The organism is Marinobacter sp., from assembly GCF_041687235.1.
Classification (GTDB): Bacteria; Pseudomonadota; Gammaproteobacteria; order Pseudomonadales; family Oleiphilaceae; genus Marinobacter.
In genome coordinates, this window is the sequence record NZ_JAWLCH010000006.1 from 110312 (window position 1) to 123398 (window position 13087).

Sequence of the window (13087 nt, forward strand, 5' to 3'; positions counted from 1 at the left end):
TGACACGCTCTCGCACAGGATTTACGTTTGTGACCAGTCCCATTGACGATCTCCACAGCGTTCGGGATTACCTCCGCTACGCGTCTTCACAGTTTGCTGCTTCGCCGCTGTTTTTCGGCCACGGCACAGACAACGTCTGGGATGAGGCCGTTCAGCTGGTCATGCGCAGCCTGCACCTTCCTCTCGAGAATAATACGGTATTCCTGGATGCCCGCCTTACCCGGCAGGAGCGGGAACTTGTTCTGGAGAGAATCCGCAGGCGCGTAAACGAACGCGTGCCTCTGGCCTATCTGCTGGGCGAAGCCTGGTTCATGGGGATGCCATTCCACGTGGATGAGCGGGTGCTTGTACCGCGATCCCCCATCGGAGAACTGATCGAGAACGGCTTCCAGCCCTGGCTGGGTGACAAGCCTGTGGCTCGTATCCTTGACCTGTGCACGGGGAGCGGCTGCATCGGAATTGGTGCTGCATCCGTTTTCCCGGACGCGCAGGTAGATCTCTCTGACATTTCGGCAGACGCGCTCGCAGTGGCCGAATCGAATATCGAGTTTCACGGAGTCTGCGGTCGGGTTCATACCGTACAATCGGATGTGTTTGAAAATATTGAAGGCCGGTACGATATCATCGTGAGCAATCCGCCTTATGTGGATGCAGGGGACCTTTCCAGCATGCCGGATGAATACCGCCATGAGCCGGAACTTGGGCTGGCCGCCGGGGACGATGGCCTGGATATCGCCCACAGGATCATTGCGGGCGCCGCTGACCATCTTACCCCCGGCGGTCTCCTCATCGTGGAGGTGGGCAACAGCTGGGTTGCCCTGGATGAAGCCTATCCGGATCTGCCACTTACCTGGCTGGAGTTCGAGAATGGCGGCGATGGCGTTTTTCTGATTACCGAACCGGACCTGCGCCAGTGGCAGGCTACCAGTTAATCTGAATTCTCAAAAAAGCTGAACAAGATACTGAATTATGTCGGGAAATTCTTTCGGAAAATTGTTTACGGTTACCTCATTTGGCGAGAGCCACGGGCCGGCGCTTGGGTGCATCATTGATGGCTGTCCTCCGGGGCTCGAGCTGTCGGAAGCCGATATGCAGCGGGATCTGGATCGCCGTAAACCGGGGACCTCCCGGCACACAACCCAGCGGCGCGAAGCTGATGAGGTAAGAATCCTTTCCGGTGTGTTTGAGGGCAAGACCACGGGCACCCCGATCGGGTTGTTGATTGAAAATACCGACCAGCGTTCGAAGGATTACTCCAAGATATCCGAGCAGTTCCGCCCGGCCCATGCCGACTACACCTATATGCATAAATACGGTGTGCGCGATTATCGTGGTGGCGGCCGTTCATCAGCACGGGAAACGGCCATGCGTGTGGCGGCCGGGGCAGTGGCGAGGAAATTCCTGGAGCAGCGTCTGGGTATCCGGATTCGCGGGTATTTGTCCCAGCTTGGCCCCATCAAGGCCGAAAAGCTGGATTGGGATCAGGTCCATCAGAACCCGTTTTTCTGCCCGGATGCAGACAAGGTCGCCGAGATGGAGGCCTATATGGATGCACTTCGCAAAGAGGGTGATTCCATCGGAGCTCGCATCAATGTGGTTGCCGAGGGCGTACCGCCGGGGTTGGGCGAGCCTATTTTTGATCGTCTGGATGCCGATCTTGCGCACGCACTGATGAGCATCAATGCTGTGAAGGGCGTAGAGATCGGCGCCGGTTTCGACTGCATCGATCAGAAGGGCACGGAGCACCGTGATGAGATGACGCCGGAGGGCTTCCTGTCGAACAATGCCGGTGGTGTGCTGGGTGGCATTTCTTCAGGCCAGCCGATTGTTGCCAGTATCGCGCTTAAGCCTACATCGAGTCTGCGTTTGCCGGGCCGGAGTATTGATGTGAATGGCGATCCCTGTGAAGTGATCACCACCGGGCGGCACGATCCCTGTGTTGGGATCCGGGCGACGCCGATCGCGGAGGCGATGATGGCCATTGTGTTGATGGACCATTATCTGCGGCATCGGGGGCAGAATGCGGATGTATCGGTTGCTACGCCGGTGATTGGTCAGCTCTGAGTTTGCTTTTTAAGGTTTGGTGAAACTGCTGTGGCGGGCTCTATTGCCCAAAAAACGCCCGTAAATACCCCTGCGGGGTCCAGTCAGCAATCACAGATTGCTGTCGTTCGGCTGTCGCATGAAGCTCCGCTTCATAGGCGCTCGGCCTCACCCCTGTAGGGCTTGGTCGCGCCATCCCTGGCGCTCCACATTTTTGGGCGGCCAGCCCCGCCGAAGCCACCAGTCCTTTTCGATAGGCGAGCCGTCCATGCAGGTCGGATTAGCCAAAGGCGTAATCCGACAGCACGCCAACGCTCTGTCGTCGCGAATCTGATTCTTTGGTACCGATAAGAGGTTTCGTTATCTACTGGCGTCTTTCCAACCTCTATTTCTGGTTCTTTGCCCTCCTCGGTGGGCTCCTGCCGTACTGGTCCCTCTACCTCGAAGGCCAGGGATTTTCCTATCTTCAGATCGCCACACTGATGGCAACGATCCAGCTAACCAAAATCATCGCACCAAGCGTCTGGGGCTGGTTAGGCGACAAAACCGGCCAGCGGGTCCGTCTGGTCCGTTTCGGCGCTATCACCGGTTCGCTGTTCTTCGCCGGTGTATTCATGGAGCCAGGGTTCTATGGCCTGCTCCTGGTGATGCTGGCGTTCACCTTTTTCTGGAATGCCATCCTGCCGCTTTATGAAGTGATCACGCTTCGGACCCTGGGCGAACAGAGGGAGAAATACGGCCGGGTTCGGCTGTGGGGGTCGGTGGGGTTCATTGGCGCGGTGGCGCTGGTGGGCGGTTTGCTGGAGCTGGTGCCGATTCAGAATTTGCCCTGGCTGTTGTTACCGGTGTTCGCAGGCATCGCAGTCTCCGCGTTTCTTGTACCCGCCGAGCGGGGCGAGCGAAAGCCGCCGGCGCCAAAAGGCAGTCTGAAGGCGATTGTGACGCACCCGGCGGTGGTGACGTTTTTCCTGATGAATTTTCTGCTTCAGGTGTCGCATGGTGCTTACTACACCTTCTTCAGTATCCACCTGGAACAGCACGGATACGGAAAGCTGTCGATTGGTCTGTTGTGGTCGTTGGGCGTTGTTGCGGAGATTGCGCTGTTTCTGGTGATGCATCGTTTGACCCGTAATTTCACAGTTCGACAGATTGCGATTGGCGCGCTGACGTTAACCATGATCCGCTGGATCCTGATTGCCGAGGTAACCGATGTTGTTGCCGTGCTGTTGTTCGCACAGTTGCTGCATGCGGCGTCCTATGGTGCATTGCATGCCATTTCGGTTCAGTACATCCAGGGGTTCTTCGGCAAACATCATCATGGGCAAGGCCAGGCGCTGTACAGCGGGTTGACCTTTGGTGCCGGTGGAGCGCTGGGGGCTTGGCTATCGGGTTTTCTGGTGGATGGGGTCAGCACATCCGCAGCCTTCTGGGGCGGTGCCGCTGCCATGGCTATCGCGATCGTGATTACCTGGCGAGGGCTTCGGCCGCCACCCGCTCAGGGCGAGGGTTGATTCTCAGGCACGCTCTTCCTCCTGCACAATATCCAGCAGTGCGAGAGCCGCATTGCTGAGCTGTCTCCCGGACAACCCGATCCCGCCAAGAACCCGCGAAACCGGCTTGCCCACCTCCAGCACTCTCAGACTTTCATCAACCATGCGTAAGGGCAGAACACTCCAGCCCAGGCCAACGCTGGTCATCATTTTGATGGTTTCGAGGTAGTTGGTGGGCATCTGCGGATTCAGATGCAGGTTCGCCTCCAGAAACAGCCGGCTGACAACCCGATAGGTCGCGGTGCTGGTATCCGGAAGCAGTGCAGGGTGGCCCGCGAGATCCGACAACTCTGGCTTGCTGAGCAACGCCAGAGGATGCTCGGCGCCGGCCACAAACACCATCTGGTCCGGCCATTGGGCAAAAATATGAAAACTCGGCTCCATACTGTCGCTGAGCGTCACGAACGCCAATTCGGCGTTCCGCTTGCGCATCTGTTCATAGGCGGCATCGGATTCCATAAACTGAAGGTTGATGGACACCTGAGGGTATTCCCGTTTGAACCGTCGCAGCCAGTTCGGCAAATGGTGCAGGCCGATGTGGTGGCTGGCGATAATCTGCAGCTCGCCTTCTACCTGGCCGGAGTCCGGCGACAACGCCACCCGGGCATTGTGGATTTCGTCCAGTATCCGGCGGGCATGAGGCAATAGCCGGCTTCCAGCGTCGGTCAGCCGAATCTTGCGGTGGCTTCGGTCAATTAGACTGGTGCCAAGCTGGTTTTCCAGTGCGGCAAGGCGTTTCGAGATGGCCGGCTGTGTCAGGTGCAGGGTTTCCGCGGCTTCTGAAAAGGAGCCCTGATCAACGATTGTCAGAAAAGCTTTTAATGCGTTTGAGTCCACGGAATGGTCCTCTTTGGCCTGGAACGTTGGAGAAGGTTGCCTGGAGGGGCGAACCTCCCAAAACACGCCCGTGAATACATCCCTGTAGGGCTCGGTCGCGCCGTCCCTGGCGCTCCACGGTTTTGTGAGGCCCGCCCCTCCAGGCGCCCCGGGCAGCATTGAGGGCTGCACAATTGTCTGGGGAGCGGGTTGGGAGAGCACTTTCAAAACCGTAGAGGGCCAGGGATGGCCCGATTCGAGCCCACATGGATGTGCTTGTCGGCGTGTTTTGAAAGTGCTCTCCCAACCCGGGACCTTCGCCGAAGTATAACCAAAACGGATGCCAAAGATAAAAAACATGAATTGAGGTTATCCGGGTTCGGGCGGTAAGATAGCCATAACAAACGTGAGAACCAGAAACCCCCAGAGAGTGAGAGAGAACCATGGCGGGCAAGACCTTATACGACAAATTGTGGGACGATCATCTCGTCAAACAGCGGGACGACGGCTCCGCGTTGATTTACATCGATCGCCAGTTGCTGCACGAAGTCACATCACCCCAGGCATTTGAAGGCCTGCGGCTGGCCGGGCGAAAGCCCTGGCGGATTGATGCCAACATTGCGACCCCGGATCACAACGTACCCACCACCGACCGCGACCGTGGCGTTGAAGGAATTGTTGACCCGGTGTCCCGTATCCAGGTGGAAACACTGGACAAGAACTGCGACGAATTCGGGATTCTTGAGTTCAAGATCAAGGACCAGCGCCAGGGCATTGTGCATGTGATCGGGCCCGAGCAGGGCGCGACCTTGCCGGGTATGAGCATTGTTTGTGGGGATTCCCACACCTCCACCCACGGTGCCTTTGGCTGCCTTGCCCATGGTATTGGCACCAGTGAAGTTGAGCATGTGCTGGCCACTCAGTGCCTGGTTCAGCAGAAAATGAAGAACATGCTGGTGAAGGTGAATGGCAAGCTCGGGCCGGGTGTGACCGGCAAGGATGTGGTTCTGGCCATCATCAGCAAGATCGGCACCGCTGGAGGTACCGGCCATGCCATCGAGTTTGGTGGTGAGGCCATTCGGGGTTTGAGCATGGAAGCCCGTATGACCATCTGCAACATGTCCATTGAAGCGGGTGCCCGGGTTGGCATGGTGGCCGTGGACGACACCACCATTGATTACGTCCGGGGTCGTCCGTTCGCCCCGAAAGGTGAACAGTGGGATGCGGCCGTTGCCTATTGGCGTACCCTGCACAGTGATGAAGACGCGGTATTCGACAAGGTCGTTGAGCTTGAAGGTTCGGAGATCCAGCCTCAGGTGAGCTGGGGTACATCGCCGGAGATGGTTGTCGGGGTTGAAGGCAAGGTGCCGGATCCTGAGGCCGAAGCGGATCCCATCAAGCGTGAGGGTATTGTTCGGGCCCTGAAGTACATGGGGCTGAAGCCGAACATGCCAATCACTGACATCAAACTGGATCGGGTATTTATCGGATCCTGCACCAACAGCCGGATTGAGGATCTGCGTGAGGCAGCTGCCGTAGTGAAGGGTCGGAAGGTGTCGCCGATTCTGAAGCAGGCGATGGTGGTTCCGGGGTCCGGGCTGGTAAAGGCTCAGGCGGAGCAGGAAGGTCTGGACAAGATCTTTATCGAAGCTGGCCTCGAATGGCGTGATCCGGGTTGCTCCATGTGCCTTGCCATGAATGCCGACAAACTGGGGCAGGGGGAGCATTGTGCGTCCACCTCGAACCGGAACTTCGAAGGCCGTCAGGGTTTTGGTGGGCGTACTCACCTGGTGAGCCCGGCCATGGCAGCCGCTGCCGCGGTAACGGGACACTTTGTTGATGTCCGTGAGCTGATGAACTGATCCACAGGAGAGAACCATGCGCGCATTTACGCAACACCAGGGCGTTGTCGCCCCCATGGACCGTTCCAACGTGGATACGGACATGATTATTCCGAAGCAGTTTCTGAAGTCCATCAAACGCACAGGGTTTGGCCCGAATCTGTTCGATGAGCTGCGTTACCTGGATGAAGGCAAGCCGGATCAGGATTGCTCAACCCGTCCGATCAACCCGGATTTTGTCCTGAATCAGGACCGATACAAAAACGCCAGTGTACTCTTGGCACGACGCAATTTTGGCTGCGGTTCAAGTCGTGAGCATGCGCCCTGGGCCCTGGAGGATTTCGGTTTTCGGGTGATTATCGCTCCGAGCTTTGCCGATATTTTCTACAATAACTGCTTTAAGAATGGGCTGTTACCTATTGTTCTACCAGAGGAAGTTGTCGATCAACTGTTCAAGGAAGTCGAGCAGAGCGAAGGCTATCAGCTGGCAGTGGATCTGGAAGCCAGAACCGTGACCACCCCGTCTGGAGAAACCTTCACGTTCGAGGTGGACGATTTCCGCCGTCATTGTTTGCTGAACGGCCTGGACGATATCGGGGTCACTCTGGAAGATGCGGAGTTGATCCGATCTTACGAGGAAAGCCGGCGAAAGACGGCGCCCTGGTTGTTTGGCGCTGGCAGCTGAGTTTGGTGTCGGATTACGCTGGCGCTAATCCGACCTACCTGTGATCACACAGGATCATCAGAAAACGTAGGTCGGATTAGCCAAGGGCGTAATCCGACAGAGGCGCGTCAGAAAACACAATCAAGTAGGCCGGATTAGCCAAAGGCGTAATCCGACAGAGGCGCGGCAGAAAATACAATCAAGTAGGTCGGATTGGCCAAGGGCGTAATCCGACACAAAGGAATGGAACAAGGAAACAACATGTCCAGAACAATCCTGATGCTTCCCGGCGACGGTATCGGCCCGGAAATCGTCGCTGAAGCGGAAAAGGTGCTCCACAAAATCAATGATCAGTTCAATCTTGGCCTGAGTTTCGAGTCAGGCCTGGTGGGCGGTGCGGCGATCGACGCCACCGATTCCCCGCTTCCGGAAGAAACCCTCGAGAAAGCAACCAAGGCTGATGCCATCCTGCTGGGTGCTGTCGGTGGCCCCCAGTGGGACAGTCTGCCCATGGCCAAGCGCCCGGAGAAAGGGCTGCTGGGGCTGCGCTCTAACCTTGAGTTGTTCGCCAACCTGCGACCGGCAATTCTTTACCCGCAGTTGGCTTCCGCTTCGTCTCTGAAGCCGGAAGTTGTTTCCGGTCTGGATATCATGATCGTCCGGGAGCTGACCGGTGGTATCTATTTCGGCCAGCCTCGTGGCGTTCGAGAGCTTGAGAGCGGCGAGCGCCAGGGTTACAACACCTACGCCTACACTGAATCGGAAATTCGTCGTATTGGTCGGGTCGCGTTTGAAGCCGCTCAGCAGCGGGGCAAGAAGCTGTGCTCCGTGGACAAGGCCAACGTGCTGGAAGTGACTGTTCTGTGGCGGGAAATTATGAATGATCTGCGCCGGGAATACCCGGATGTAGAGCTGTCCCATATGTACGTGGACAACGCCGCTATGCAGCTCGTCCGGGCACCGAAGCAATTCGATGTGATTGTGACTGGCAACATGTTTGGTGATATTCTTTCCGACGAAGCGGCTATGCTCACCGGCTCCATTGGCATGTTGCCATCGGCGTCCCTGAACTCGGAAAAGCAGGGTATGTACGAGCCCTGCCACGGTTCTGCGCCGGATATTGCCGGCCAGGGCATTGCCAATCCGCTGGCTACCATTCTCAGTGCTGCGATGATGTTGCGGTACAGTCTGAATGAGGAGAAGGCCGCGGAAGCGATTGAAGCGGCCGTCAGCAAGGTTCTGGATCAGGGGCTGCGGACGGCAGACATTATGTCCGAGGGCGCGAAGAAGGTGTCTACCCGGGAGATGGGTGAGGCCGTTCTGGCTGCCTTGTAAACAGCCGCTTAAAATCTGAGCATTTGAGACCCGACGGCAACGGGACGCAGTTGCCGCGGGATCATCCATCCTGTCCCTGCCAGCGATAGAGGTAGAGGGCGGGCATAAAACGAGGTCTGAAGATCGCACATGAAGCGAGTTGGACTTGTAGGTTGGCGTGGCATGGTGGGCTCGGTCCTCATGCAGCGCATGCGTGAAGAAAACGATTTCGCCGATATCGAACCGGTGTTTTTCACCACGTCCCAGGCTGGCAAGCCTGCACCGGATGTGGGTAAAGACGGCGTTCCGCCTCTGCAGGACGCGTTTGACGTCGAGATTCTGAAAACCATGGATGTGATCGTGACCTGTCAGGGTGGTGATTACACCGGTGCGGTTTATCAGAAGCTCCGTGACGCGGGCTGGGAAGGTTACTGGATCGATGCAGCGTCCACGTTACGGATGGTAGACCATTCAGTCATTGTTCTGGATCCGGTCAACCGAAACGTCATTGACGCCGCGCTCGATAAGGGTGTGAAGGACTATATTGGCGGTAACTGTACCGTCAGTCTGATGATGCTGGCACTGGGTGGTCTGCTGGAGCAGGACCTGATCGAGTGGGTGTCCCCCATGACTTATCAGGCGGCTTCCGGTTCCGGGGCGCAGAACATGCGCGAGCTGTTGAACCAGATGGGCGAGCTGAACAAGAGCGTCAAGAGCGAGCTGGACGATCCTTCCTCCGCAATTCTGGAAATCGACCGCAAGGTGACTGAGACCATGCGTTCAGATGGTTTCCCGACCGAGCACTTCCAGGTGCCCCTGGCGGGCAGTCTTATTCCGTTCATCGACAAACAGCTCGACAACGGAATGAGCAAGGAAGAGTGGAAAGCGGGTGTTGAGACCAACAAGATTCTTGGTCGCTCCGATAATCCGATCCCCATTGATGGCATCTGTGTGCGGATTGGCGCCATGCGCTCCCATAGTCAGGCACTGACCATCAAGCTGAAGAAGGATCTGCCGGTTTCGGAAATCGAGTCGATTCTGGCCAAGGCGAACGACTGGGTGAAGGTGATCCCCAATGACCGCGATGCGACCATTGAGGAACTGACCCCTGCGAAGGTGACCGGAACCTTGAGCGTGCCCATTGGCCGTATCCGCAAGCTGACCATGGGGCCGGAATACATTTCCGCGTTCACTGTGGGTGATCAGCTGCTGTGGGGAGCGGCCGAGCCGCTGCGCCGTATGCTCCGGATCCTTCAGGAGCGTTAAAAATTGTTACACAGAGGCAATAAATGCCAACTGTGTCCGGTTTCGGTAAACCGGTGAGGGGGCGGAGGCTGATTTCGGTCTCCGCCCCTGTTATTTTCAAGAGCGCTAGGCAGTTCCGCGCGATTGATAAAAAAATGGTACAAGGATTGCGGCTGATTGATTGATAAAAGAGGTTTTATCAACAATACTTGCCGGACTGAATATTAAAAAGAACACATAATAACGAGAATTATCCAGACGGAAGTCATCCAACCTCGTCCGATTCTGTTTGAAAGAGAGCAGTAACGAATAACGGAGACTGGAAAGGAAAAAGCATGAAGGTACGCAAGCTTGCGGTTGCCCTGGCTCTGGCGGGAGGGCTCGGATCCGGCGTCGCACAGGCCCTTGGGCTGGGTGAAATTGAACTTCAGTCCTATCTGAATGAGCCACTGGACGCAGAAATTGTTTTGCGCCAAAGCAGTGGGGTCAATCCAGCGGACGTGTTCGTGAACATTGCCTCTGAACAGGCGTATGAGCGGGTGGGGCTGGATCGTAACCAGTTTCTCAGCAAGCTCAGGTTCCAGGTGGTTACCGGCAACGACGGCAGTCTTATTGTTAACGTTTCGTCGCGGGAGCCATTAAGGGAACCGTACCTGAACTTTTTGCTTGAATTGACCTGGCCAAGCGGCCGGTTGATGCGGGAATACGCCGTTCTGGTTGATCCGCCTGTTTACGCCGAAGAGTCCGGCGTGCAGGAGCAGGTTACCACCCCAGCGGCCTCTACCACAGAATCCGCCCGGCAACCGACGCAAACCCGCAGTGCCGAATCTGTGCGTCGACAGGCGCAGGCCGAGCAATCCCTGCGCACCGGCTATCAGGGTGACACTCTTGGGCCAACCAGTGCCTCAGACACTCTCTGGACCATTGCCTCCCGTGTGCGTCCGGACAGCAGCGTTTCCATGCAGCAGGTCATGCTGGCCATTCAGGATCTCAATCCAGACGCCTTTATTGGCAACAACATTAACCGCCTGAAGCGCGGTGAAGTTCTGCGTGTGCCGTCTCTCGACCAGATTCAGAGTCGCACCCGAGCCGAGGCTACCCGTGTGGTCGCCCGGCAAAATGAGGAGTTCCAGTCACCACAGCGTACGGTGGACGCGACTGACTCCCCGCAACAGCAGCCTGCAGCTCAGCAAGAGGGTGCGTCCGGTGGCGACGAACTGAAGCTGGTGGTTTCCGAGGAAACTGGCAGTGAGGCCAGCGAAGGTGGCTCGGCCGGTGGTGACAGCGAGTTGGCGGGCGGCGTTGATGCCGGCACCGCCGTCGCTATGGAAGAGCTTGAAAGCGCACGCCGTGAAAACGACGAACTGAACAGCCGGGTTCAGGACCTTCAGGATCAGGTGCAGACCCTGCAGCGTCTGATTGAACTCAAGAACACCCAGCTTGCCGAAATGCAACAGGCCACTGGCGATGAATCGCCGGAGCAGGCGGCGCCGATTGACGGTGAGGTGGCAGAATCGGAAGAACCCGCAGCGGATGAAGAGGCTACTGACGCAGCCACAGATTCCGAGATGCTGGCGGCCGACGCGGAATCAGAGGATGCTGCAGAAGCGACTGACACTGCTGACTCCGAGGCTATGGCGGATGACGCCGGTGACCTGACTGATTCCGGAGAGGCCACCGAAGATCCGGTTGTTGCCGATGCCGACTCGTCCCCTGAGCAAACAGGGACCACTGATTCCGCAGAGCCGGCCGATTCGGATGCTTCCGAAACCGGTGAAGAGACTACGGCGGCAGCGCCAGCCTCGGCCGAGCCGTCACAGGCTGAAGAGCCCGCGCCGAAGCCTGCTCCCCAGGCGCCCGCAGCCGATAAGGGCTTCCCTGGCAACATCATTGATGCCATCACCAGCAATCCGATGTATCAGATTGCCCTCGGTGGTGGTCTGATTGTCCTGTTGCTGCTGCTTCTGCTCCTTGCTCGCCGTAATGCCAACCGGGAAAAGGAGTTTTACGAACAGCTCAACAGCGAATCAGATGAAGGGGCCGATTCTTTTGACCTGAGTCTGGATGACGAGGACCAGGAATCAGCGGCAGGCGATGCTCTTGCTGAGGCCGATACCTACATTGCTTACGGTCGTCATGACCAGGCGGCGCAGACCCTTGAGACCGCGATCTCCCGTGAACCCAGTCGAACCGATCTGCGACTGAAATTGCTGGGTGTCTATGCTGATACCCAGGATCGTGACTCCTTCGAGAAACAGTTCGGCGAGATCGAGGCCCTGGAAGACGACGAGGCCCTGGCAAATGCCAACGAGCTGCGGACAAGGCTGGAAGAGGCTGAGTCAATGCCGAGCATTGATGATCTCGAGTCCCAGCTGCGCTCTGACTCTTTTGCAACCTCTTACGACTCCGACGACGCGGTTGATGAGCCTGCTGACAGGCAGGATAAGCCCGAATCGGAAGAACTTCTGGCAGACCAGTTTGATGCCGAGAAGGAAGAACCCACCGAGAACGAGTTCGGGGACTTTGACTCGGATCTGTCCGAAACCGATCTGTCTGATTTCGATCTGAATGAGTTCGAGGATCAGGAGGCTTCCAAGTCAGTTGATACCGGAGAGACTGAGACGGACAAAGAAGACAGCCGGGACGACGCGATCGAATACGATCTGTCAGGTCTGGAACTCGACTCTGATTCGGATAAGTCCGCTGCCGAGGATACCTCGGAGCTGGAAGAGTCCGGTGACTGGGATATGTCTTCAGAGTTTGAGATGGACGCGGAAGAGTCAACCGGAGCGGAGCAGGGGATTGACGAAATCGAGGATGACCTGAGCCTTGATCTGGACGACAATGAGTTGGCCGAAGAGCAGTCGGCCGCCGAAACGGAAATCCCGGCTGATGAGCTTTCCGAGCCGGACGCCGACTCTGAGACGGACATTGATTCCCTGGACGAGTCCTTCCTGGACGAGCTTGATGCCGAGCTGGATAAGGTGGCAGGTGAAGAAGACGAACTCGGCGGCAGCGAGATTGAAGAATCCTCGCTCGACGACCTTGAGCTGGATGTGTCGGATGAAGATCTGGCCCTGATGGAAGAGTTTTCTGACTCGGCCGATTCAGCAAATGCGGATGATCTGGAAGAAGCGTCACTGGATGAAGAACTGGGCCTTGAAGACGCCCTCGATGAAGGTGGCGTTGAACCGGCGGATCCTGAGCAAACCGTGGGCGACGCTGAAGTACTTGAGCAGCAGGGTGTCACCGACGAGCTCGAAGAGCCGGAAACGCCTGTTGCTGAACAAGACGCTTCAGACGAGGATCTCGACCTTCCGGTTGCTTCTGACCAGGTGTCGGACGGAGCCGGCAAGTCGCAAGTTGCTGATATCGACGAAAGTGAACTGGGCGACGAAGACGACTTCGATTTCCTTGCCGGAACCGACGAAGCTGCGACCAAGCTGGATCTGGCACGTGCTTACATCGAAATGGGTGATTCTGACGGAGCCAGGGACATCCTCGAGGAAGTCGCACTCGAAGGAAACGAAGATCAGAAAGCGGAGGCACAGGACCTCCTTAAAAATCTGTCCTGATCCGTTATAATCGGGTCTGACAGGCAGCAAACGCCGGCC

Annotated in this window: 9 protein-coding genes; 8 read left to right on the plus strand and 1 reads right to left on the minus strand. The window is 57.1% G+C overall.

What is annotated here, in order from left to right; all coding sequences use genetic code 11:
* Positions 1-29: 29 nt before the first annotated feature.
* The 3 genes from prmB (at position 30) to ACESMK_RS10485 (ending at position 3554) form a co-directional block, all read left to right on the plus strand.
* Positions 30-932, plus strand: a complete 903-nt coding sequence (prmB, locus tag ACESMK_RS10475; protein ID WP_372997973.1) for a 50S ribosomal protein L3 N(5)-glutamine methyltransferase — start codon at positions 30-32, stop codon at positions 930-932.
* A gap of 37 nt (positions 933-969) precedes the next feature.
* Positions 970-2064, plus strand: a complete 1095-nt coding sequence (gene aroC, locus ACESMK_RS10480) for a chorismate synthase (RefSeq protein ID WP_372997975.1) — start codon at positions 970-972, stop codon at positions 2062-2064.
* 317 nt (positions 2065-2381) lie between these two features.
* Positions 2382-3554: an MFS transporter gene (locus ACESMK_RS10485; RefSeq protein ID WP_372997977.1), complete on the plus strand. Its 1173-nt coding sequence runs from the start codon at positions 2382-2384 to the stop codon at positions 3552-3554.
* A gap of 3 nt (positions 3555-3557) precedes the next feature.
* On the opposite strand, the gene ACESMK_RS10490 is transcribed toward ACESMK_RS10485, so the two are convergent.
* A complete protein-coding gene (locus tag ACESMK_RS10490; protein WP_372997979.1) occupies positions 3558-4430 on the minus strand; it encodes a LysR family transcriptional regulator in 873 nt (290 codons plus the stop codon).
* Positions 4431-4852: 422 nt separating this feature from the next.
* Here ACESMK_RS10490 and leuC point away from each other — a divergent pair, with 422 nt between their 5' ends.
* The 5 genes from leuC to ACESMK_RS10515 all read left to right on the plus strand — a co-directional run bounded on the left by leuC (position 4853) and on the right by ACESMK_RS10515 (position 13048).
* Positions 4853-6271, plus strand: coding sequence for a 3-isopropylmalate dehydratase large subunit (gene leuC / locus ACESMK_RS10495; RefSeq protein WP_372997981.1), 1419 nt, complete (start codon positions 4853-4855; stop codon positions 6269-6271).
* Between the two features lie 16 nt (positions 6272-6287).
* Complete coding sequence (leuD, locus tag ACESMK_RS10500) at positions 6288-6935, plus strand: 3-isopropylmalate dehydratase small subunit (RefSeq protein ID WP_372997983.1); 648 nt, start codon at positions 6288-6290, stop codon at positions 6933-6935.
* Between the two features lie 240 nt (positions 6936-7175).
* Positions 7176-8249, plus strand: coding sequence for a 3-isopropylmalate dehydrogenase (gene leuB, locus ACESMK_RS10505; RefSeq protein WP_372997985.1), 1074 nt, complete (start codon positions 7176-7178; stop codon positions 8247-8249).
* A 129-nt stretch (positions 8250-8378) separates the two neighbouring features.
* Positions 8379-9494, plus strand: a complete 1116-nt coding sequence (asd, locus tag ACESMK_RS10510; RefSeq protein WP_372997987.1) for an aspartate-semialdehyde dehydrogenase — start codon at positions 8379-8381, stop codon at positions 9492-9494.
* Between the two features lie 314 nt (positions 9495-9808).
* A complete protein-coding gene (locus tag ACESMK_RS10515; RefSeq protein WP_372997989.1) occupies positions 9809-13048 on the plus strand; it encodes a FimV/HubP family polar landmark protein in 3240 nt (1079 codons plus the stop codon).
* The last annotated feature ends 39 nt before the right edge of the window (positions 13049-13087 follow it).